The sequence below is a fragment of the Chitinimonas koreensis genome, assembly GCF_014353015.1.
Taxonomy (GTDB): domain Bacteria; phylum Pseudomonadota; class Gammaproteobacteria; order Burkholderiales; family Chitinimonadaceae; genus Chitinimonas; species Chitinimonas koreensis.
This window is the reverse complement of record NZ_CP060704.1, coordinates 742,686-766,031: the sequence shown is the minus strand read 5'-3', so window position 1 is coordinate 766,031 and position 23,346 is coordinate 742,686. Positions and strand designations below refer to the sequence as shown.

Below are 23,346 nucleotides of genomic sequence, written 5' to 3'. Positions count from 1 at the left end.
CTCTCTCCTCACTTTTTCGTATAGATCTGATCGAACGTCCCGCCATCGTCGAAGTGCGTCTTCTGCGCATTGCGCCAGCCGCCGAACACTTCGTCGACCGTGAACAGCTTCACCGCGGGGAATTGCGCCGCGTACTTCTTGAACACCGCCGGGTCCTGCGGGCGCAGGTAGTTCTGCGCGGCGATCTCCTGCGCGGCCGGGCTCCACAGGAACTTGAGGTAGGCCTCGGCCTCCTTGCGCGTGCCCTTCTTGTCGACCACCTTGTCGACCACCGTCACCGGCGGCTCGGCGCGCACGCTCAGGCTCGGGTAGACCACTTCGAAGCCGCCGCGGCCGAATTCGCGGGCGATCATCTCGGCCTCGTTCTCGAAGGTCAGCAGCACGTCGCCGATCTGGCGCTGCATGAAGGTGGTGGTCGCCGCGCGGCCGCCCGAATCGAGCACCGGCACGTTCTTCAGGATGGCGCCGACGAATTCGGCCGCCTTCTGCGGGTTGCCGCCCGGCTGCCTGAGCGCGTAGCCCCAGGCCGCCAGGTAGCTGTAGCGGCCGTTGCCGGTCACCTTCGGGTTCGGCATCACCACCTGCACGCCGGGCTTGGCCAGGTCGGACCAGTCCTTGATGCCCTTGGGGTTGCCCTTGCGCACGATCAGCACCTGCAGGCTGGTGAACGGCAGGCTGGCGTTGGGCAGCCGCGCCGCCCAGTTCTCGGGGATCAGCTTGGCCTTGTCGTACAGCGCATCGATGTCGGGCGGCATGTTCATGGTGATCACGTCGGCCTCGAGCCCGTCGATCACCGCGCGCGCCTGCTTGCCCGAGCCGCCGTGCGACTGCTGGACCGTCACGTCCTGGCCGGTCTGCGCCTTGTAGGCCTTCTGGAAGGCCGGGTTCAGATCCTTGTAGAAGTCGCGCATCACGTCGTAGGAGACGTTGAGCAGTTCGGGGCCGGCCAGCGCGGCGGCGGACAGGCTGGCGAGCAGCAGGGGGGCGATCAGACGGCCGAGCTTCCGCATGAGAAGCGCTCCAGGGCGAGGTTGGGACGTGCGGAGCTTAACAGCGGTGCCTTATGCAGATTAAGAATGGTTTATTCGAGCATCAACCATATTTGGAATATGTGGCCGGCATGGCCAGGCCGGGTCAATTCACTGCGCACGGATACGATCGACGCCATGCCGGGCAGGGTTTTCGTAGGTCGGGCTTTATGCCCGACAACGACCTCGATCGGCATCGCTGTCGGGCATGAAGCCCGACCTATCTCGCTACCGCAAAGTCTGATTCAGGCCTTGGCCAGTTCCGCTGCGGCCTCGGCCGGTGCGATGCGCAACGCGAAGCCCTCGCCCAGGTAGCCGTCGATCGTCGCCTGCGGCAGGCCGGACGGCAGTTCGAGCACCACCTGCGCCGGCGCCAGCTCGAAGTGCGCGAGCAGCCGGGCGAAGGTGCGGCCGTGCGCGGTCTTGACGTAGTCGAACAGGCGCGGATGGATGGACAGCAGCAGGGGCTCGCTGCGGCCGGCCACCACGAAGTGGTTGAGCGCGTGGATCAGCCGGCACAGCCGGTCGAGCTTGAGCAGGCCGTCGGCGCCGGCCGCCAGGGTGAACAGCTTGGCCGGCGGGAACGGCTCGCCGCCCGGCCCCTGCACCTCGAGTTCGGCCCGCGTCAGCGTCGCGCCGCCGATGTCGGCCGCGACGAAGCGGCTGCGCAGCTCGCACTTGAAGAAGCGGCCGACCACGCCGGCCTCGTCGACCGCCAGCGGCAGGCCGGCCACCCATTGCTGCGGCAGGGTGGCGAGCAGGGCATCGAGGCGGAGCTGGAGTTCGGGCTGCATGAAGGATTCCATCCAGAAAAAAATGCCCGGCCGAGCCGGGCGAAGCATGGAGTTGGACGACTTGCAGGAACGACGGCCGCCCGTGCGGGACGGTCGGCCGCCACCGCAGGCCGCCGATCGGGCGATCGCGGAACCGGTCGGACGCATGCAAGGTCCGCCCGGCCGCCGCGGACGCCCGGCCGGCGTCCTAGCGATTCGGTTGCGGCGTCAGCCGCAGATAGGGCCGCACGGCCCGGTAACCCTTGGGGAAGCGGCGCGCGATCTCGTCGGCGTCGGTCAGGCTCGGCACGATCACCACCTCGTCGCCGTCCTGCCAGTTGGCCGGCGTGGCGACCTTGTGCTCGTCGGTCAGCTGCAGCGAGTCGATCACGCGCAGGATCTCGTGGAAGTTGCGGCCGGTGCTGGCCGGGTAGGTCAGCGTCAGGCGCACCTTCTTGTCCGGGTCGATCACGAACACGGTGCGCACCGTCAGGTTGGCCAGCGCGTTCGGGTGGATCATGTCGTACAGCGTGGCGACCTTGCGGTCCGGGTCGGCCAGGATCGGGAAGTTCAGCTTCACGTCCTGGGTCTCCTCGATGTCGGCCACCCAGCGCTGGTGCGAGTCGAGCGGGTCGACCGACACCGCCAGCGCCTTGACGTTGCGCCGGGCGAACTGGTCCTTGAGCTTGGCGGTGTAGCCGAGCTCGGTGGTGCACACCGGCGTGAAGTCGGCCGGGTGCGAGAACAGCACCACCCAGTTCGAACCGGCCCACTGGTGGAAATGGATCGGGCCTTCGGTGGATTCCTGGGTGAAGTCGGGGGCGATGTCGCCGAGTCGCAGGGTCATGGCAAAACTCCTTGCTGGGGGTGAGGTGGATGCGGACTGCGGCCCGGACGGCTTCCCGGCCCATCCCGGCCGCGCCGCATCCGTGAAATCGAACGAGGTGCCCTGCCCTCTGCCGACCGTCGCAGCGATTCTGAACGGATTCGGTACAGGGAACCGCTGGCATATCTGGCAGCCACAACGGATCGGGCCGCTTGCGGTCCAACGCCGGGATGGCGACGCCGTACGCAGCGATGAAGGGCAGTCTAGCCCCGCCGCAAAATTACCATAACGAATTATGAATTCAACATTTATTCCATTTATGAATATTGAACCGAATTCGACCGATTTGAACCGCGCCGCGCGCGCGGGCACAATCCGCGCCCCTCGTTCCTTGTCCCGTCGAACGAGAACCGGCCGGCCGGCCGCCAGTCCGACGGGACCGATCCAACCGGAGAACCGCTCATGACCCATATCCTCAAGCCCAAGCAGGGCGTCTGCCTCGCCCTGATCGCCACCCTGTTCGCCGCCGGCTGCGCCAGCGACGGCCAGCCGATGACCAACACCCAGAAAGGCGCGCTGATCGGCGTGCTCGGCGGCGCGGTGGCCGGCGCCGCCATCGGCCACAAGAACCGCGGCAAGGGCGCGCTGATCGGCGCGGTCGGCGGCGGCCTGGCCGGCGCCGGCGTCGGCGCCTACATGGACAAGCAGGCGCAGGATCTGCAGAAGGTGCTGGCGCCCGAGGTACAGGCCGGCAACATCGACATCGCCAAGCTGTCCGACCACACCATCAAGGTGACCATGACCGCCGCGACCGCCTTCGACTCCGCCTCGAGCGAGATCAAGCCTGGCTTCTACGGCACCATGGACAAGATCGCCAAGGTGGTGACCACCTACAACAAGACCGCGCTCACCATCGTCGGCCACACCGACGCCCAGGGCAGCGAGGCCTACAACCAGACGCTGTCGGAAAAGCGCGCCGAATCGGTGGCCGGCTACTTCCGCACCCGCGGCGTGGCCGACGCCCGCCTCGACGCCCAGGGTCACGGCAAGCGCGAACCGATCGCCAGCAACGACACCGAAGCGGGCCGCGCGCAGAACCGCCGGGTCGAGCTTTACGTGATGCCGGTGGTGGCGAACTGATCGTTCATTGATAAGGAGCCTCGCCTCTTCTGCCCTGACCGTCGAGCCGCACTCGGCCCTTCTCCTGCGCGCGGGAGAAGGTGGCCGGAGGGCCAGATAAGGACTGCTCTTCGTAGAACCAGCCCTCACCCCAACCCCTCTCCCGCGCGCGGGAGAGGGCTTAAAACCGATCACCGCCCCAACATCAGTTCCAACATCGGCACCCGTCCCGGCATGAGCGCAGCGACATGCCTAACTGCCATCGCAACGGAGAGCGAACGAGCGCCAGCGAGGCCCCCTCGCGGCGGCGAGGGCGGGGGAGTTGGAATCAATCAGGGGAGCGCCAACGATTCAGCATTCACTGAATGATTAGCGTCCGGCTACGCCGGGCGCCTGATCGATCGATTGAGCCTGCGTGATCGTTCTACGGAGAGCGCGACTGCTCCCTCGCGGCGGCGGGGCAGTGGTTTGATGAATCAGCCCTCACCCTAACCCCTCTCCCGTACACGGGAGAGGGGCTTGAAAACCGTTCCGTCCCAGCATCGGCGTCGGTATCGGCATGAGCGCAGCGACATGCCTAACTGCCGCCTCGACGGAGAGCGAACGAGCGCCAGCGAGGCCCCCTCGCGGCGGCGAGGGCGGCGGGAGTCGGGGTGGATCAGGGACGAGCCGCGGTCGAGCACGCACCGACGATGAGCGCCCGGCTCCGCCGGGTGCCTGCGCTGCCTATATCCCCCAAACGGCTATCCATTCGCCCACCCGGCTCGTAGTACTTATATACATCTGTGTAATCGGAGCGCTACAGCCCCGGTGCTACACTCGGCGCGCCGTCCGAAAGCCTGCCGTAAGCGCCGCCCGGCGCGCGGAAGCAGGGCATCGGCCGGCATCATGCGGCGCCGCGGAACCGATCCGCGCCGCCCTTATCGAGAACAGCGTCGGCGAGCATTTCGCCGGCCGTCCGGTCGGACCGCCAGCGGTCCGGCCACCGCCGTCATCCGCAGCATCGAGGAAACGCATGTCCCGCCGTATCGCATTCTGGCTGGTGGGGGCCGGAGTCGTGGCCCTGGTCGCCTATGCCGCATTGAAACCCGCCGGCGGCCAGGCCGCGGCTGGCCAGGGCGACCGGCCGCAGCTGGTCGTCACCGCGCTGAGCCGCGCCCAGGACGTGCCGCTGCAGCTCGAGGCGCAAGGCACCGTCACCGCCCTCAACAGCGTCGAATTACGGCCGCAGGTGGCCAGCACGGTGCGCCAGGTGCATATCCGCGAGGGCCAGGAGGTGCGCGCCGGCCAGCCGCTGTTCACGCTCGACGACCGGGCCGACAGCGCGCGGGTGGCGCAGGGCGGCGCCGAGCTGGCCCAGACGCGCGCCCAGCTCGCCGATGCCGAGCGCAACCTGGCGCGCAGCAAGGCGCTGCAGGCGCAGGGCTTCGTCTCGCAAAGCGCGGTCGACACCGCCCAGTCCAACTACGACGCGCTCAAGGCCGGCCTCGCCGCCAAGGGCGCCGAACTGGCCGGCGCCCGCGTCAGCCAGGGCTACCAGCGCATCGCCGCGCCGTTCGCCGGCCGCGTCGGCGCGATCGACGTCCACCCGGGCTCGCTGGTGCAGCCGGGCATGACCGCGCCGCTGCTGACGCTCACCCAGCTCGACCCGATCGGCGTCGGCTTCACCCTGCCCGAGGCCGAACTGAACCGGCTGCTGGCCAACCAGGCCGCCGGCCCGGTGGCCGCCCGCGTGCAACTAGCCGACGGCCGCACGCTCGAGGGCAAGCTCACCTTCATCGACAACGCGGTCGACAGCGCCAGCGGCAGCATCCGGCTCAAGGCCGAGTTCGCCAATCCCGACCGCAAGCTGTGGCCCGGCGCCTTCACCCGCATCTCGATCGACCTCGGCACCGAGAAGCAGGCCGTGGTGCTGCCGGTCGGCGCGGTGCAGACCGGGCCCGAGGGCCAGTTCGTCTACCTGGTCGACGCCGGCCAGGCGGTCCGGCCGCAGCCGGTCAAGCTGGCCCGCATCGTCACCGTCGAGGGCAGCCAGTACGCGGTGGTGACCGGCCTCCCGGCCGGCCAGCGGGTGGTCGCCGAAGGCGGCCAGAACCTGCGCCCGGGCAGCAAGGTCCACGAAGGCAAGCCGGGCGGAAAGGCCGCCGACAAGCCGGCTGGCTGACTCCGCATCGATACATGAATGGATAAGCGCGCCGAACGTCGAGCGCGCCCCTTCCCTCCCCGTCAAGGGGAGGGCCAGGGTGGGGATGGGGTGAGCCGGCCGCTGTCGCCGCCAACCCCATCCCCCTCCCGCCCCTTGAAGGGGGAGGAGAGTGGATTTGCCAAGCAGCGCAGCGCGACGACCGCCGCTGCGCCCCTTCGCCCAACCGAAGTCCCCGCGCCATGCATATCTCAGAACTCTGCATCCGCCGACCGGTCATGACCACGCTGCTGTCGGTGTCGGTGGTGCTGCTCGGCATGTTCGCCTACCGCACGCTGCCGATCGCGGCGCTGCCGTCCTACGACACGCCGACCATCAACGTCTCGGCCAACCTCTCCGGCGCCTCGCCCGAAACCATGGCCGCCTCGGTCGCGACGCCGCTGGAGAAGCAGTTCTCCACCATCGCCGGCCTCAAGCTGATCACCTCGACCTCGCGCCAGGGCTCGACCTCGATCACGCTCGAATTCGACGACGACCGCGACATCGACAAGGCCGCGGTCGACGTCCAGGCCGCGCTGCTGCAGGCCCAGCGCAGCCTGCCCGACGACATGACCGACCTGCCGTCCTACCGCAAGGTCAACCCGGCCGACCAGGCGATCATCCTGTTGAGCATGACCTCGCCGTCGATGCCGCTGTCCAAGCTCAACGAATACGCCGAGAACCTGATCTCGCCGAGCCTCGCCACCATTTCCGGCGTGGCCCAGGTCAACGTGTTCGGCCAGCGCAAGTACGCGGTGCGCATCAGCATCGACCCGGACAAGCTGGCAGCGCGCAACCTGACGCTGGCCGAGGTGCGCGACGCGCTGCGCAACGCCAATGCCAACAGCCCGGTCGGCGTGCTCGACGGCCAGCGCCAGCAGCTGATCATCGAGGCCAACAAGCAGCTGACCAATGCCGATTCGTTCCGCGACCTGATCATCGCCACGCGCGACATGCGGCCGGTGCGGCTGGGCGAGGTCGCCCGCGTCGAGGACAGCATCCAGACCGTCACCGCCAGCGCCTTCATCAACGGCGAGCGCGGCATCGTGATGGGCGTGCAGCGCCAACCCGGCGCCAACACGGTGGCGGTGATCGACCGGATCCGCGCCACCATGCCGCGGCTGATCGGCCAGATGCCCTCGTCGATCGACGTGCAGTTCCGCAACGACCGCTCGACCTCGATCCGCGAGGCGATCCACGACGTCAACTTCACCCTGGGCCTGACCGTGGCGCTGGTGGTGGTGGTGATCTTCCTGTTCCTGCGCCGGCTCACCGCCACCTTCATCCCGACCGTGACGCTGCCGGTGTCGCTGATCTCGACCTTCGCGCTGATGGCCTGGCTCGGCCACTCGCTCAACAACATCTCGCTGCTGGGCATCACGCTGGCGGTCGGCCTGGTGGTCGACGACGCCATCGTGGTGCTGGAGAACATCGTGCGCTACGTCGAGGAGGGCATGAAGCCGTTCGAGGCGGCGATCAAGGGCGCGCGCGAGGTCGGCTTCACCATCGTGTCGATCTCGCTGTCGCTGGTGGCGGTGTTCATCCCGATCTTCTTCATGCCCGGCGTGATCGGCAAGCTGTTCCACGAGTTCGCGGTGGTGGTGAGCCTGGCGATCGTGGTGTCGGCGGTCGCCTCGCTGACGCTGATCCCGCTGCTGTGCTCGCGCCTCCTGAAGCACGAGGATCACGACGCGCCGGCCGGCCGCGTCAGCCGGCTGTTCGAGCGTTTCTTCGACGGCCTGCTCGGCGCCTACCGCGACACGCTCGACGCCGCGCTGCGCCATCGCCCGGTGGTCTACGCGGTCGCGCTGTCCACCTTCGCGCTGACCGCCTGGTTCTTCTACACGATCCCGAAGGGCTTCTTCCCCGAGGAAGACATCGGCTCGGTCTCGGTCGGCACCGAGGCCGCGCTCGACGTCGCCTATCCGGCCATGCTCAAGCTGCAGCAGCAGGTCGAGGAGCGGCTGCGCCAGAGCCCGCACGTCAGCCAGGTGGTCTCGGTCATCGGCGGAGGCTTCAACAGCAACAACTCGGGCCGTCTGTTCCTCACGCTCAAGCCCAAGAGCCAGCGGCCGCCGATGAAGGAGGTGATCGAGTCGCTGCGCAAGTCGGTGGCCGGCGTGGCCGGCGTGCGGGTGTTCTTCAACCCGGACCAGAACCTGCGCCTGGGCGGCCGCAGCAGCAACAGCAAATACCAGTACACGCTGCAGTCGGTGCAGTCGGGCGAGCTGTACGACTGGGCCGACAAGCTGATGAAGGAGATGCAGGCCGACCCGCTGCTGCGCGACGTCAGCAGCGACGCCCAGCGCCGAGGCCTGCAGGCCTCGCTGAGGATAGACCGCGAGCAGGCGGCACGGCTCGGCGTCGACATGGCCACGCTGCGCGACACGCTGTACGCCGCCTTCGGCGACCGCCAGGTGGCGACCATCTACACGCCGACCGACGACTACGCGGTGATGATGCGGTTCGACGATCCGTTCCGCACCGACGAGACCGCCTTCGAGAAGGTCAAGGTGCGCGCCGCCAGCGGCCAGCTGGTGCCGCTGACCGCTTTCGCCGCGGTCGAGCGCACGGTCGGGCCGACCTCGGTCAACCACCAGGGCCAGCTGCAGGCGGTCACGCTGTCGTTCAACCTGCCGGCCGGCGTGACGCTAGGCCAGGCGCTGGGCCGGGTCGACGAGCTGCGGCGCAAGATCGCGATGCCGCAGAGCATCCTGACCAGCCTGGGCGGCGACGCCGCCACCTTCCAGTCGAGCCAGACCAGCCAGGCCGCGCTGATCGTGCTGGCGATCGCGGTGATCTACGTGCTGCTGGGCGTGCTGTACGAGAGCTACATCCACCCGATCACCATCCTGGCCGGCCTGCCGTCGGCGGCGGTCGGCGCGCTGGTGACGCTGCGGATCTTCGACGTCGAGCTGACGCTGATCGCGGTGATCGGCATCCTCCTCCTGGTCGGCATCGTCAAGAAGAACGCGATCATGATGATCGACTTCGCGATCGAGGCGCGCCACGCCGGCGAGACCGACCCGGTGAAGGCGATCCGCGATGCCTGCCTGCTGCGTTTCCGGCCGATCATGATGACCACGCTGGCGGCGATGATGGGCGCGCTGCCGATCGCGCTGGGCCTCGGCGCCGGCGCCGAGCTGCGCCAGCCCCTGGGCCTCGCGGTGGTCGGCGGGCTGGTGTTCTCGCAGCTGATCACGCTGTACATCACGCCGGTGCTGTACCTGTTCTTCGACGGCTTGTCGGCGCGGGTGCTGGCCTGGTGGCGGAAGCCGGCGGTGGCGTGAGGCGTGAGGCGTGAGGCGTGAGGCGTGAGGCGTTTCAGTGTAGGGCCTGGTCGTTCGCCGGGCGCAAGCGCAGTTTCATGGCCACGTGAGATCAAACCGCAGCAGCATCGGGCCTGCTCGCAGCCCCTCTCCCGCCGGGAGAGGGCTGGGGGCGCCCGGCGTAGGGAGGGAGCGCCCGTGGAGCACTCGCCAACCTGCAGCACAACCCGAACCGTCGCTCCCTCACCCTGCCCTCTCCCGGCGGGAGAGGGTGAGGCAGTGATCGCCCGGCACTGCAGCGGCCGTCATCGCGCTGCGTAAGCCGCCATCTTATTGCGCCACGGCTTGCCCCATTCACTGCCCGGCCCTCCCCTTCAAGGGGAGGGCCGGGGTGGGGATGGGGTTGCACCTCACCCCTCACCCCTCGCACCTCGCACCTCGCACCTCGCACCTCGCACCTCACACCTCGCACCTCGCACCTCACACCTCGCACCTCGCTCTTCACAGCACCAAAAACAACGGGGCCGGCCCCTCCCCAGAGGCCGGCCCCGCTGCTTGCTGCGAGGGTGTTGCTGCGGCTAGTGCGCGCTTACCAGGCCAGGCCCAGCGTGTACTTGCCGTTGGTGGCGCCGGTGCCGCCCGAGTAGTACACCACGCGGGCGTAGTAGGTCGCGGTAGCCGAACCGGTGTTCTTCACCGAAGCGGTATCGACCTTGCCTGCGCCCAGCTCGCTCTTGGCGACCTGGGTGCCGCTGGCGTTGTACAGGTAGAGGTCGTAGTCGACGCTGCTCTTGCCCGGGGTCATCGTCGCCGTCAGGGTCTTGCCGGCCGGCAGGCTGACCTTGAAGTAGTCGGTGTCCGAGGTCGAGCCGATGGTGGCGTTCAGCGTACCGGCGGCCGCAACGGCGTTGGCGGTGGCCAGCGTGTTGTTCGACTCGGTTTCGCTGGTGGTCGGCGTCGGCGTGGTGCCGCCGATCGCGGCTTGCACCGCGGCGTAGGCGTCCAGCATGCCGGCGCCGCAGCCCGAGCACGAGGCCACGAACGGACGGGCCGACGACTTCAGCAGGCTCTCCACCTGATCGGGCGTCAGCGTGGGCTTGGCCGCGATCATCAGGGCGGCGACGCCGGCCACGTGCGGCGTGGCCATCGAGGTGCCCTGGTAGTAGGCGTAGCTGTCTGCGCCCGGGGTGGTGCCGCCGGCGTTCAGCGTCGACAGGATGCCGTTGCTGTCGCCCGTGCTCTGATCACCGCCAGGACCGGCGATGTCGACCAGCGTGCCGTAGTTGGAGTAGTAGGCACGGGCGCCGGTCTTGCCGTAGGCCGCCACCGCCACCACGCCCGAGCAGTTGGCCGGGCTGGAGTTGCTGACGTTCTGGCTTTCGTTGCCGGCCGCCACGATCACCACGGCGCCATTGGCACGGGCCGCGTTGATGGCGTTCTGCGAGGTGGTGTCGCAAGCGCCGCCGCCGCCGAGCGACAGGTTCAGCACGCGAGCCTTGTTCGGGTTGGTCGGCAGGCCGGACACGGTGCCGCCCGAGGCCCAGATCATGGCGTCGGCGATGTCGGAGGTATAGCCGCCGCACTTGCCCAGCACGCGCATCGGCACGATCTTGGCGTTCGGGGCGATACCGGCGACGCCGGTGCCGTTGTTGGTCACGGCGGCGATGGTGCCGGCGACGTGGGTGCCGTGCCAGCTCGAACCGTAGGCCGGGTCGCCTTGCTGGCATTCGTTGGCAGCGGTGTAGTCGCCCGGATCGCGGGCATCGCTGTCGCGGCCGTTGCCGTCGTTGGACACGGCGGTGTCGTTGATCATGTCGTAGCCGCCGACCACGTTGGCGGCCAGGTCGGCGTGCGGACGGTAGCCGGTGTCGATCACCGCCACGTTCACGCCGCTACCGGTCGACAGATCCCAGGCGGCCAGCACGTTCAGGCCGGCGGTGGTGTTCTGCAGGTCCCACTGCTCGCTCCAGCGCGTGTCGTTCGGCGCGGCGGCCAGCGGATGCATGATGCGGTCCGGCTCGGCGTATTCGACGTTCGGGTCGCTGGCCTTGATCTGCGCGGCCATGGCGGCCACGTCGGTCAGGTTGCGGCTGCGGTCGAGCTTCCACACCTGCGAACCGAGACCGGTGTTGCGCAGGAACTGGACGCTGGCGCCGAAGCGGGTGGTGACGGTCTGCACGCGCGACAGACGCTCGGCCTGGCGGGTGGCCTGGACCGAAGCGGCGTTGGCGCCGAGCGACTGCACCGAGGCGGTGTCGCGGTACTTCACGATGATGCGGTCGGTTGCGATGGACTTCGCCTCGGCGGCGATCGCGGAACCGGTCAGGACCGAGAAGACGGCCACTGCCACACAGCCCAGCTTGACGCCGGGGGCTTTGCTTCTTTTCATCTCGAATTGCTCCTTGAACTGCTTCATCGCGCAGGGGCTTCACCCGCGCTGGGGTCAAATCCACCGTCCGGACACCGAGGGTACGGCGTACGAGCGGAAAGCCTGGAGGGTGTTCGGACGGGCCGGCTCAGGCCGGCAGCGGCCATGCGGCGCCGGAGGGCCGCAGGCGGAAAGACGATGGAGCGGAGGCGGACAGGCGACGGAGCGTCGGCTGCGAAAACTTGAAACGCGCAACAGCGCGGGCGAACCAGAACATGCCTTGCCCTCCGACGGGGCAGAACGGATCTGCACCGTCTCGAAACGGTTGCCGGGTGAACGGCCCGGCGGCGTGCTGCTGAAACTGGAACTGCCTTGGGGAGACCACCCGTACCGCCGGCTTCCTGGCTCGCCGGATCGGCCACGGGCGTGGCGATCGACGGCTGCTTAATACCGGTCTGTTCGAATGGAGAGCGCAATCTAGCGATACCTCGGCGTCATAACAACGATTATTTTCGACTTGGTTACAAAGCGTTTGCTCGGTACAACAAACCCGCTGAAAGCCTTGTGCAGACTGGGCTTGAGCTGTGCAAGCGAAGTTGTACTGCCGTTCCGTTTTCCGATTTATGACAATGGAATGTACAGTAAATTTAATTGGACGTCAGTTCCAATTTGATCGATTGCATTGCAGCAAAACCGCTTCCGACGCGGGTTTGGCCAATTCTTGCCGGGCGGGAATGCCAATGTGGGAAAACCCTGAGTCCGGGCGGCACGACCCGGCCCCGCCAAGGGGACGGAGGAATTTGCCGATGAACGGTAGAGGGCGGATTCGCCGCCCAAGTCGGGCCGACCGGACAGTTGCGCGGCGGGAAAATGCGGCGGCCGAATCGCGGAGGACAGCCGGCAGCCGGGCAAGGGCGGCGGCGTCGACGGACCGGACGGAACCGGTTGTGCGCGCTACCAGCTCACCTTGAGCCAGCCGGCGGGCAGCGCCACGTGGCAGGCCAGCCGCGGCAGCGCCGGCGTATCGGGCAGCGTCGCGGCGCTGCGCTCGGCCTCGCCGAGCACGCCCTTGCGCGCCAGCACGTTGCGCTCCTTGCCCGACAGCGCGACCGGCGCGGCGGCGGCCGAACCGGCGTGCTCGATCCGCACCAGGCAGGCGCCGCAGGTGCCCTGGCCGCAGCGCCAGTAGAGCGGCAGCCGGCCGTCGCGGGCGAGATCGCGCACCGCGTCGATCAGCAGCGAGCCTTCGGGCGCCTGGTGTTCGAGCGGCGCCGCCATGCCGCCGCCTTGCAGGATCAATCGGGTCATGGCGCGATCAGACGCCGGAATGGCCGCGCCGGCAAGCGGCCCTGCCGAGGAGGGGCGCGGCGGCCGCCCTGCCCCGCTGTGATAAATTCCGCGCAACTGCGCGGCCGCGCCCCGATCCAACAGCGGCCGCCGCCATCCTAGGCTCACCGAATCCGCCATGAAGCGCCTCTCCGTCCTGCTCCCCCTCCTCCTGCTCGCCGCCGCCCTGCCCGGCCGCACAGCCCTGATCGACGACATGAACGCCGCGCGCGAAGCGACCCGGCAGGGCAAGCTGCAGCAACTGGTCGACATCACCGCCCGCACCGACGGCACCGCGCTTGAGATGTATCCGCGCTACTGGCTGCTGGCGGCGCAGATCGACATCCTGCCCGAGGCCGAGGTGGCCGCCTTCCTGGCCCGCTACGAGGGCAGCCCGCTGGCCGACCGGCTGCGCGGCGACTGGCTCAAGAGCCTGGCCAAGCGCGGCGACTGGACCGTCTTCGAGCGCGAATGGCCGCGGCTCGTCAGCTGGGAAGCCGGCAGCGAGCTGCATTGCGACCGGCTGCAGCTGGCCATCCAGCGCAACGACCGCGCGCTGCTGGCGCGCGAGGGCAAGCCGCTGTGGTTCACGCCGCGCGGGCTCAGCGACGCTTGCGCGCCGGTGTTCGAGGCGCTGTTCGGCATGGGCCTGCTCGACCAGGAAGACGGCTGGCGCCGGCTGCGGCTGACCTTCGAGGCCAACAATCCCGACTTCGCCGCCCAGCTGCTGCCGCGGCTGGGCCTGCCGGCCGGCATCGACGCCAAGCGCATCCGCGCGGTCGCCGCCAACCCGACCAAGGCGCTGCCGACGCTGGCGCTCGGCACCCGCGGCGGCCGCGAGCTGGCGCTGTTCGCCATCGGCCGCGCCGGCCGCAGCGATCCGGACGCCGGCCGCGCGCTGCTGGCGCGCGTCGCCGGCCAGTTGCCCGAGGCCGATCGCCGCTATGCGCAGAGCCGGCTGGCCTACCATGCCGCGCGCCGGCTCGACGACCGCGCGCTGGACTGGTACGGCGACGGCCTGACGCTGGCCCAGCTCGACGACGAAAGCCGCGACTGGTACGTGCGCAGCGCGCTGCGGCTGGCCGACTGGCGCGCGGTGGCGAACGGCATCGACGCCATGCCGGCCGAGGAGCAGCGCGAGGTGGCCTGGCGCTACTGGCGCGCGCGCGCCTGGCAGGAGGCCGGCAAACCGGCCGAGGCGCAGCAGCGCTTCGCCGAGCTGGCCGGCGAGCATCACTTCTACGGCCTCCTGGCGCGCGAGGAACTCGGCACGGTGGCCGACACCGCGGCCGGCCACTACAAGCCGAGCGCCGAGGAACTGCTGGCGGTGCGCCAGATCCCGGCGGTCGAGCGCGCGCTGGCGCTGCTGGCGATGGACTGGCGCAGCGAGGCGGTACGCGAGTGGAACTGGGGCATGCGCGGGCTTTCCGACACCCAGCTCCTGGCCGCCGCCGAGGTCGCCCGCCAGAGCCACTGGTACGACCGCGCGATCTACTCGGCCGAGCGCACCCGCACGCTGCACGACTTCAACCTGCGCTTCCTCGCGCCCTACCGCGACGTCACCCAGGGCTATGCGCGCGGGCTCGGCCTCGACGAGGCCTGGGTCTACGGCCTGATCCGGCAGGAAAGCCGCTTCGTCCAGGTCGCCCGCTCGGGCGTCGGCGCCAGCGGGCTGATGCAGCTGATGCCGGCCACCGCGCGCTGGGTGGCCAAGAAGATGGGCGTGGGCTACGACGCCGGCGCGGTCAACGAGGTCGGCACCAACGTCCAGCTCGGCACCTGGTATCTCAAGCACGTGCTGGACAGCCTGGGCAGCCAGCCGGTGCTGGCCACCGCCGCCTACAACGCCGGCCCGGGCCGCGCGCGCAACTGGCGCGCCGACCGGCCGCTCGAGGGCGCGATCTACGCCGAGACCATCCCGTTCAGCGAGACGCGCGACTACGTCAAGAAGGTGATGGCCAACGCGGTCTACTACGCCCAGGCCTTCGGCCGCGGCGAGACCAGCCTGAAGAAGCGGCTCGGCGCCATCCCGCCGCGCGGCGGCAACGACGCCGCCGATGACGACGACACTCCCTGAGCGACGCCTCTGCACGACCTCGAGCGCCTGCTGCAGACCCGGCGCGAAGCGCGGGCGAACCGCCGCCTCGGCTATGCGCCGGCCGCCATCGCCGGTGCGGTCGACGCCGGCGGCTTCCCGCCAGCCCCGCGCCAGTGGATCGAGGAAGCTCGACGGTAGGAGCGGCTTTCGCCGCGAATCGCGGCACTCCGCAATTCGCGGCTAAAGCCGTCCCTACAGGTGATCCTTAGCTGGATTCAGCAGCTTCCGCACCGAATCCGGCACCCGACGGACGCGCATTTGTTCGCAAGCCTCCCCGCTACCGCCTAAAACTAAGTATCGACACGCGCCGTCACGCGGAGTACGCCATGCCCAGCCCTGTTAGCGTTCCCAGCCGCCTCGACTCCGCCTGCCGGGGCTTTCGCCGCTGAGGGCCGCATGCGCGCACCGATCCACAGCCTGCGCATCGCGCTGGCCGCCATCGTCGGCCTGGTCTGCATGGCCGCGGCGGCCGCGCTGCCGCTCCTGGTCGAGCACGACAGCCAGCCGATCGAGGCCGAGGCGCTGTACGACCCGAGCGGCGCGCTCGACATCGCGGCGGCGGCGGCCAGCCGCGACTTCGTCCCGCGCCGCGAGGCGGTGCCGCCGCCGCTGCGGCCGACCCGGTCGGCGCTGTGGCTACGCTTCTCGCTGCAGCGCGCGCCCAGCGCGCCGCAAGACTGGTGGCTGGCCTTCACCGACACCGGCCTGCGCGAGGCCGCGCTGTACCAGTCGCTCGACGGCGCCGGCTTCCGCCGGCTGGCCACCGGCATCGACAGGCCGTTCGCGCTGCGGCCGCTGCCGGCGCGCCAGCTGCTGCTGCCGCTGACGCTCGACGACGAACGCCCGACCTTGTTCTACCTGCGCATCGACAGCCGCGACGACTTCGCCACCGAGCTGATGCTGCGCACGCCCGAGGCGATGGCGCTGGCCGAGCACGGCCAGGGGCTGGTGTACGGGCTGATCTACGGCGCCATCGTGGCGCTGGCGCTGTACAACCTGTTCATGATGCACAGCCTGCGCGAGCCGCTCTACCTGCCCTACGTGCTGGCCAGCTTCGCCGCGCTGCTGTCGATCGCCGCCTTCAACGGCCACACCTACCAGTACCTGTGGCCGCGCTGGCCATGGCTGGCGCTGCACGAGACAGTGCTGTTCCCGGCGCTGTGGATCCTGATGTTCCGCCGCTACGCGCGGCGGCTGCTCGAGCTGCGCCGGCAGCTGCCGCTGCTGGACCGCTGCGGCTCGGTGCTGGTCGGACTGACGCTGGCCTCGCTGGCGCTGCACCTGGCCGGCGCGCTGCAGCTCGGGTTCTGGCTCGGCATCGCCTGCTACGGCCTGACCGCGCTGTACATGCTGACCGCCGGCTTCCTGCGGCTGCGCCAGGGCTTCAAGCCGGCCGCCTACTTCCTGGCCGGCAACCTGGTGCTGTGCGTCAGCGTGGCCATCGTCATCACCCTGGTGCTCGGCGTGCGCGCCGCGGCCAGCACCTCGGCCTTCTTCGCCATGCAGGTCGGCGTGGCGCTGCAGGCGCTGCTGCTGTCGCTGGCGCTGGCCGACCGCGTGCGCGAGCTGCGCAGCGACCACGAGAACGCGCTGCAGGCCGCCTTCGACGCCCAGCGCGAGCTGATCGTGCGGCTGCAGCGGCACGAGGAAGACCTCGAGCGGCGGGTGATCGAGCGCACCGAGGCGCTGTGCGACGAGATCGCCGCGCGCGGCCGGGTCGAGGCGCAGTTGCGCGAGAGCGAGGCGCGGCTGCGCAGCCAGGCGCTGCACGATCCGCTGACCGGCCTGGCCAACCGTACGCTGCTGAACGACCGCCTGCACCACCTGATCGAGCGGCAGCCGCGCCGGCGCGTGCCATTCGCGCTGCTGCTGCTCGACCTCGACCACTTCAAGCCGGTCAACGACCGCTTCGGCCACGAGGCCGGCGACCAGTTGCTGTGCGAGGTGGCGGCCCGGCTGCGCGGCAGCGTGCGCGCGGCCGACACGGTGGCGCGGCTCGGCGGCGACGAATTCGTGCTGCTGGCGGAACTGCTGGTGCCCGAGGACGCCGAAATCCTGGCCGCCAAGCTGGTGACGGCGGTCAGCGCCGCCTACCGCATCAACGGCCATCCGGTCGACGTCGGCGTCAGCATCGGCGTGGCCTGCTTTCCGCTCGACGGCACGGCGCCCGACGACCTGCTGCGCCACGCCGACGCCGCCATGTACCACGTCAAGCGCAGCGGCCGGAACGGCTACGCGTTCTGGCGGCAGGAACCGCCGGTGCAGCACGCGGCGTGAAACCGGCCGGCCGCGCGGCGGCCGGCGCCTTTACCTCACGAGGAACCTTCATGCAATTGGTGATCGGCAACAAGGCCTATTCGTCGTGGTCGCTGCGGCCCTGGCTGCTGCTGCGGCAGTTCGGCCTCCCGTTCGAGGAGATCCTGGTGCCGCTGTTCGAAGCCGGCAGCAGCGACACCATCCTGCGCTACACCCCGACCGGCAAGGTGCCCTGCCTGGTCGACGGCGCGATCTCGGTGTGGGAATCGATCGCGATCTGCGAATACCTGGCCGAGCGCCATCCCGAGCTGCCGATGTGGCCGCGCGACCCGGCGCTGCGGGCCGAGGCGCGCGCGCTGGCGGCCGAGATGCACGCCGGCTTCGCCGCGCTGCGGCAGCACTGCCCGATGAACGTGCGGCGCCAGTACCCGCCGCGTTCGCGGCCATCCGAGGTGGGCCGCGACCTGGCCCGCTTTAGCGCGCTGATCGAGAGCCTGCGCGCGCGCTTCGCGCCGCTCGGGCCGTTCCTGATGGGCGAATTCGGCATCCTCGACGCCATGTACGTGCCGATGGCGACGCGCTGCCGCACCTATTCGCTCGAACTGCCCTCGCGCGCCCAGGGCTGGGTCGACCACGTGCTGGCGCTGCCGGCGATGCGCGAGTGGTACGAGGCGGCGCTGACGGAGAGCTGGGTGATCCGGGACAGCGAGGAGGACGGGGGCTGAGGATCGTTTCACCGCGAAGAGCCGCGTGCAGGCGCAGCATTTACCGCGAATGTCTCCATTCCCTCGCCATTCGCAGCGGTTGAAGCCGCTCTTACGCCCGACCCATCACCCGGCTCCATGCAGCCCGGCCCCATCGCGGAGTTGGATACGGTCGCATTGAAAACCACGAACGAGCGTCAGCGAGGCTCCCTCGCGGCGGCGAGGGCGGGGGAGTCGGGGTGAAACAGGGACCGTCGCCGGTCGAGCGTTCACCATGCACAAGCGCCCCTTTGCCGGGTGCCTGTCCTCCCGATCGAACCCGCACAATGCCGAGTCCGTCAACGCGACGGTCAGCCCCAGTTCTGCATTTCCTCGATGTCCGGCAAGCCGGTCGGATCGACCGCCTTCTGCCCCTCGTCCGACTCGAACAGTCCTTCCAGCTCGCGCGCCGCCTCGACCGAGGTCTGGATCAGCGCGGTCTCGTCGTGGTGCACCGCGTACTGCCGCTCCAGCAATGCCTCGTCGTGGCGGCGGAAGGTGGAGGTCGCATCGGCGGCGCCGACCGAGGACAGCCCCAGTCCCTGCAGCACCGCGCCGGCCATCTCCAGGCTGGCGGCGAAGGTCTCGCGCGTGGCCACCTCGACGCCGAGGTCGCGCAGCCGGTAGTAGTGGAAGCGGTTGCGCGCACGGGCGTAGATCTTGAGGTGGGGAAAGTGCTGCCGCACCGTCTCGGCGGTGCGCAGCGAAGCCTCGACGTCGTCGATCGCCAGCACGAACACCTCGGCCTGGCCGGCGCCGGCGGCGCGCAGCAGGTCCAGCCGCGAGGCGTCGCCGTAATGGATGCGGTTGCCGAAGCGGCGGACGAAGTCGACCTGCTCGAAGTTCGCTTCCAGCACCGTGGCCGGAATGCGCCGCATGCGCAGCACCCGGGCGACGATCTGGCCGAAGCGGCCGAAGCCGGCGATCAGCACGCGATGGCCGTCCGGTTCGATCCGGTCGAATTCGCGCGCCGCGCGGCCCTCGAGCCGCGGCACCAGCCAGCGCTGGTGAGCGCCGACCAGCAGCGGCGTCAACGCCATCGATACCGTCACCGTCATCGCCAGCAGCTCGGCCGTCGGCGTGTCGAGCAGCTGCAGGGTCACCGCCAGCGCCAGCAGCACGAAGGCGAACTCGCCGCCCTGGCTCAGGTAGGCGCCGAAGCGGCGCGAAGCCGGATCGCCGAGCCCGGCCAGCCGGCCGATCGCATACAGCACCACGGCCTTGACCGCCATCAGCCCGAGCGCCAGGCCCAGCACCAGCAGCGGCCGGTGCAGCAGCAGGCCGAGGTTGGCCGCCATGCCGACCGCGACGAAGAACAGGCCGAGCAGCACGCCCTTGAACGGCTCGATATTGGCCTCGAGCTCGTGGCGGTATTCCGAATCGGCCAGCAGCACGCCGGCCAGGAAGGCGCCGAGCGACAGGCTCAGGCCGGCCGCCTCCATCGCCCAGGCGGTCGCCATCACGATCAGCAGCGTCGCCATCACGAACAGCTCGTGGCTGTCGGCGCGCGCCACCCGGCGCAGCAGCGCGCGCAGCACGAAGCGGCCGCCGAGCACCACCGCCGCCACCGCGCCGATCGACACCCAGGCCGGCGGCCGGCTGGCCGCCGCCGCGTCGGGCGACAGCAGCGGCAGCACGGCCAATAGCGGGATCACCGCCAGATCCTGGAACAGCAGCACCGCGAAGCCGTCACGGCCGTGGCGGCTGGTCAGCTCCTTCTTCTCGGCCAGCATCTGCAGCACGAAGGCGGTCGACGACAGCGACAGCGCCACCCCGGCCACGCCGGCGGCCACCGGAGGCAGGCCGAGCGCCCAGCCGGCCAGCGCCAGCACCGCGGTGGTCAGCAGCACCTGGGCGCCGCCGAGGCCGAACACCGCGCGCCGCAGCACCCACAGCCGCGACGGCTGCAGTTCCAGGCCGATGATGAACAGCAGCAGCACCACGCCGAACTCGGTGACGTGCAGGATGGCCTCGGGGTTGTCGACCAGGCCCAGCGCGCCGGGGCCGATGGCGACGCCGGCGGCGAGGAAGCCGAGCACCGAGGCGAGGCCGAAACGCTTGAGCAGCGGCACCGCCACCACGGCGGAGGCGAGCAGGACGACGGATTGCGAAAGCAGGGACACGGCACGGCTCCGGGGGTGAAGCCGCGATGATGGCAAGCCGGGGAGCGGCGCGCCAGCCGGGCGGCAGCGCCGGTCCGCGCCGGCGTCGGCCATATTGCAGTGCACCATGACGACTCCCGCCCCAGCCGGACTGCACCAATCTGGCCCGGCCGGCGCCCCGCCGAATCGGCGCCCGAAGCCCGCCAAGGCGCATCCACAAGCCATCGCGCGATGCCGGCGCGGCTTGGCATGGCTCCTGCTGTAGCGCGGGTCGGCCCATGCCGGCCGCACAGACGGGAGGTCTTCGATGTCCGCAACGCCAGGTGCTACCGCGTCATTCCATTCCCCTCCGCGACATGCGCAGCGGCTGCTCCGCGCGCTGTCCACCCTGATCGCCGCGCCCGCCACGCTGGCCGCGGCCGGCCCGCAGGTGGTCGAAGCGAGCCGGATCAGCGCCGGCGATACCGCCTGGATGATCAGCGCGACCGCGCTGGTGCTGCTGATGACCATCCCCGGCCTCGCCTGCTTCTACGCCGGCATGGTGCGCAAGAAGAACGTGCTGGCCACCATGACGCAGAGCTTCGCGGTCTGCGCGCTGGTCTCGCTGCTGTGGGTGGCGATCGGCTACAGCCTGGCCTTCATGCCGGGCACGCCTTGGCTGGGCAGCCTCGAGCGGCTGATGATGGAGGGGCTGGTCTACCTCAAGGAGGCGGGCAAGGTGTCGGTCCACCACGGCGCGACCACCATTCCGGAATCGGTGTTCGCCATGTTCCAGCTCACCTTCGCCGTCATCACCCCGGCGCTGATCGCCGGCGCCTTCGCCGAGCGCATGAAGTTCTCGGCCATGCTGTGCTTCATGGCGCTGTGGTCGCTGCTGGTCTACGCGCCGGTGGCGCACTGGGTGTGGGAGCCGGGCGGCTGGCTGGCCTCGATGGGCGCGCTCGACTTCGCCGGCGGCACGGTGGTCCACATCAACGCCGGCGCGGCCGGGCTGATGGCGGCCTGGATGCTGGGCCGGCGCGAGGGCTACGGCCAGGAGTCGTTCGCGCCGCACAACCTGGCGCTGACGCTGATCGGCGCCTCGCTGCTGTGGGTCGGCTGGTTCGGCTTCAACGCCGGCTCCGCCCTGGCGGCCGACGGCCGCGCCGGCCTGGCGCTGCTGGTCACCCACGTCGGCGCCGCCTGCGCCGCGCTGAGCTGGATGCTGGCCGAGTGGCTGGTGCGCGGCCGGCCGTCGATGCTGGGCCTGTGCTCGGGCGCGGTGGCCGGCCTGGTCGCCATCACGCCGGCCTCGGGCTTCGTCGACGTCAAGGGCGCGATGGCCATCGGCGCGGCGGCCGGCATCGCCTGCTACTGGGGCGCGACCGGGCTCAAGCGGCTGCTGGGCGCCGACGATTCGCTCGACGTCTGGGGCGTGCACGGCGTCGGCGGCCTGGTCGGCGCGCTCTTGACCGGCCTGCTGGCGCGCCGCTCGATCGGCGGCGCCGACGGCGACCTGGCGACTCAGGCGATCGCCGCCTTCGCGGTGCTGGGCTACAGCCTGGCGGCCAGCGCGGTGATCCTCAAGCTGGTCGACTGGGTGGTCGGCCTGCGCGTGCCGGCCGAGCACGAGCTCGACGGCCTCGACCTCGCCCAGCACGGCGAGCGGCTCGAGTGAGGAGGGACGCAGCATGACGACGCACAACGAATTGCTGGCGCTGGCCGCCCACCTGCACGTGATGATCCGGCGCAAGATCGGCCGCATCACCGATCCGGAATGGATGGTCAGCAACGCCGAGTACGCGCGCGAGGTGATCCGGCTGGCGCGCACCGAGCCGGCCGCCGAGCTGGCCGAGGCGGTGAACCGCTTCGAACAGGCGCTGTTCGCCGAGCCGCGCCAGACGGTGCGCAAGCCGCTGGTCGAGCAGATCCGCGACAACCTGGCGCAGCCGACCGCGGAGGCGGCGCGGCGTTACGTCGGCGGCCTGCGGTAGCCTCGAGGAATGATCCGGCCGCCGGGCACGGCTAGCTGCGGTTCAGGCACCCGGGAAACCCGGGTGCGCTCCGACCGTGAAAGCTGAAACAGCGGCTACCCCTGTTTCAACCCTTCCCCTCCCGTCCCTGCCGCCGCGGGGAAGCCTCGCAGTCGCTCGTCAGTGATTCGAAGCGCTGCAGCACGCCTTTCGTAGGTCGGGCTTCATGCCCGACAGCGGCCTCGATCGAAGGCGCCGTCGGGCTGAAGCCCGACCTACAGAACCGACGTCGGCCAGCCTGCCCGGCAGGGGCACCTGCTCCGGCTGCCGCTCAATACGCCCTGACCCGATCCACCATCCCCGCCACAGGCCGTCCGGCGACGAACGCGCGCAGCGCGGCCGCGACCTGCTGCGCCGACGGCGCCGGCAGCGTCATCGCCGCCACGTGCGGCGTGATGTGGAGGTGGGGCTGGCGCCAGGCGCGGTGCCCGGCCGGCAGCGGCTCGGTTTCGAACACGTCGAGCTGGGCGCCGCCGAGCCGGCCGCCGTCGAGCCCGTCGAGCAGCGCCTCGAGATCGAGCTGCTCGCCGCGGCCGGCATTGATCACCAGCGCGCCGGCCGGCAGCAGGCCGAGCCGGCGCGCGTCGATCAGGCCGCGCGTCTCGGCGGTATTGGGCAGGATCATCGCCAGCGCGTCGGTCTCGGCCAGCAGGCCATCGAGCGCTTCGCTGCCGTGCAGGCAGCGCACGCCGTCGATCTCGCGCGGGCTGCGGCTCCAGCCGGCGACCGGGTAGCCGAGCAGCGCCAGCGTGCGCGCCACCTGGCCGCCGATCGCGCCGAGCCCGAGCACCGTCACCCGCAATTCGGACGCATCGCGCTGCGGCAGCGGCTGCCACAGGCCGGCCTGCTGCTGGCGCGCGTAGTCGTCGAAACGGCGCTGGAAGCGCAACAAGCCGTGCAGCACGTATTCGGCCATCTGCCGCGCCATGCCGGCATCGGTCAGGCGGATCAGCGCCACGCCGGGCGCGAGGTCGGGCCGCCCGAGCAGGCGGTCGACGCCGGCGCCGAGCGCGAATACCGCGCGCAGCCGGGGAAAGCGCGCGAACAGGCCTTCCGGCGGCCGCCAGCAGGCGACGAACTCCACCTGGCCGTCGTCGACGGCGTCGGCCTCGCCGGCGACCGCGATATCGGGCAGCGCGGCGCGGAACAGCGCGAGCCAGCGCTCGGCCTGGTCGGGAACGTGGACGTACAGCATGGGCGGGCGCTCGCTCTGGACAAGGGGCCGCCAGTGTAGTGATTGCGCC

Annotated in this window: 15 protein-coding genes; 8 read left to right on the top strand and 7 right to left on the bottom strand. The window is 70.2% G+C overall.

The features are described 5' to 3' along the window. Positions 1–8: 8 nt before the first annotated feature. The 3 genes from H9L41_RS03230 to H9L41_RS03220 form a co-directional block, all read right to left on the bottom strand. Complete coding sequence (locus tag H9L41_RS03230) at positions 9–1,010, bottom strand: sulfate ABC transporter substrate-binding protein (RefSeq protein ID WP_028445629.1); 1,002 nt, start codon at positions 1,008–1,010, stop codon at positions 9–11. Positions 1,011–1,273: 263 nt separating this feature from the next. Next, positions 1,274–1,822 (bottom strand): hypothetical protein, encoded by a 549-nt coding sequence (locus H9L41_RS03225; protein WP_028445628.1) that lies wholly within the window; start codon positions 1,820–1,822, stop codon positions 1,274–1,276. A 187-nt stretch (positions 1,823–2,009) separates the two neighbouring features. Further along, positions 2,010–2,648 (bottom strand): peroxiredoxin, encoded by a 639-nt coding sequence (locus H9L41_RS03220; protein WP_028445627.1) that lies wholly within the window; start codon positions 2,646–2,648, stop codon positions 2,010–2,012. Between the two features lie 441 nt (positions 2,649–3,089). On the opposite strand from H9L41_RS03220, the gene H9L41_RS03215 reads away from it, so the two are divergent. The 3 genes from H9L41_RS03215 to H9L41_RS03205 all read left to right on the top strand — a co-directional run bounded on the left by H9L41_RS03215 (position 3,090) and on the right by H9L41_RS03205 (position 9,218). Continuing rightward, positions 3,090–3,767 carry a YiaD family glycine zipper/OmpA-like lipoprotein gene (locus tag H9L41_RS03215; RefSeq protein ID WP_028445626.1) on the top strand — a complete coding sequence of 226 codons (678 nt, stop codon included), beginning with the start codon at positions 3,090–3,092 and terminating at the stop codon, positions 3,765–3,767. A 994-nt stretch (positions 3,768–4,761) separates the two neighbouring features. Continuing rightward, positions 4,762–5,910: an efflux RND transporter periplasmic adaptor subunit gene (locus H9L41_RS03210; protein ID WP_051318877.1), complete on the top strand. Its 1,149-nt coding sequence runs from the start codon at positions 4,762–4,764 to the stop codon at positions 5,908–5,910. 257 nt (positions 5,911–6,167) lie between these two features. Then, on the top strand, positions 6,168–9,218 hold the full coding sequence (locus H9L41_RS03205) for an efflux RND transporter permease subunit (RefSeq protein ID WP_308419580.1): 3,051 nt from the start codon (positions 6,168–6,170) through the stop codon (positions 9,216–9,218). A gap of 568 nt (positions 9,219–9,786) precedes the next feature. On the opposite strand, the gene H9L41_RS03200 is transcribed toward H9L41_RS03205, so the two are convergent. Together H9L41_RS03200 and H9L41_RS03195 are read right to left on the bottom strand one after the other, a co-directional pair. Then, positions 9,787–11,586, bottom strand: a complete 1,800-nt coding sequence (locus H9L41_RS03200) for a S8 family peptidase (protein ID WP_028445624.1) — start codon at positions 11,584–11,586, stop codon at positions 9,787–9,789. Between the two features lie 933 nt (positions 11,587–12,519). Then, positions 12,520–12,873, bottom strand: a complete 354-nt coding sequence (locus tag H9L41_RS03195) for a 2Fe-2S iron-sulfur cluster-binding protein (protein ID WP_051318876.1) — start codon at positions 12,871–12,873, stop codon at positions 12,520–12,522. 157 nt (positions 12,874–13,030) lie between these two features. Between H9L41_RS03195 and H9L41_RS03190 the strand changes: the two genes are divergently transcribed. The 3 genes from H9L41_RS03190 (at position 13,031) to H9L41_RS03180 (ending at position 17,970) form a co-directional block, all read left to right on the top strand. After that, entirely contained in the window at positions 13,031–14,968 is a 1,938-nt protein-coding gene (locus H9L41_RS03190; protein WP_034606561.1) for a lytic transglycosylase domain-containing protein, read from the top strand. A gap of 417 nt (positions 14,969–15,385) precedes the next feature. Beyond that, positions 15,386–17,266: a diguanylate cyclase gene (locus H9L41_RS03185; protein ID WP_028445623.1), complete on the top strand. Its 1,881-nt coding sequence runs from the start codon at positions 15,386–15,388 to the stop codon at positions 17,264–17,266. A gap of 50 nt (positions 17,267–17,316) precedes the next feature. Beyond that, a complete protein-coding gene (locus H9L41_RS03180) occupies positions 17,317–17,970 on the top strand; it encodes a glutathione S-transferase family protein (RefSeq protein ID WP_028445622.1) in 654 nt (217 codons plus the stop codon). Between the two features lie 329 nt (positions 17,971–18,299). On the opposite strand, the gene H9L41_RS03175 is transcribed toward H9L41_RS03180, so the two are convergent. Beyond that, on the bottom strand, positions 18,300–20,111 hold the full coding sequence (locus tag H9L41_RS03175; protein WP_051318875.1) for a monovalent cation:proton antiporter-2 (CPA2) family protein: 1,812 nt from the start codon (positions 20,109–20,111) through the stop codon (positions 18,300–18,302). Positions 20,112–20,397: 286 nt separating this feature from the next. Here H9L41_RS03175 and H9L41_RS03170 point away from each other — a divergent pair, with 286 nt between their 5' ends. Continuing rightward, entirely contained in the window at positions 20,398–21,747 is a 1,350-nt protein-coding gene (locus H9L41_RS03170; protein ID WP_084300056.1) for an ammonium transporter, read from the top strand. A gap of 13 nt (positions 21,748–21,760) precedes the next feature. Next, on the top strand, positions 21,761–22,063 hold the full coding sequence (locus tag H9L41_RS03165) for a hypothetical protein (RefSeq protein ID WP_028445620.1): 303 nt from the start codon (positions 21,761–21,763) through the stop codon (positions 22,061–22,063). A gap of 310 nt (positions 22,064–22,373) precedes the next feature. On the opposite strand, the gene H9L41_RS03160 is transcribed toward H9L41_RS03165, so the two are convergent. Further along, entirely contained in the window at positions 22,374–23,297 is a 924-nt protein-coding gene (locus H9L41_RS03160; RefSeq protein ID WP_028445619.1) for a 2-hydroxyacid dehydrogenase, read from the bottom strand. Positions 23,298–23,346 lie beyond the last annotated feature (49 nt).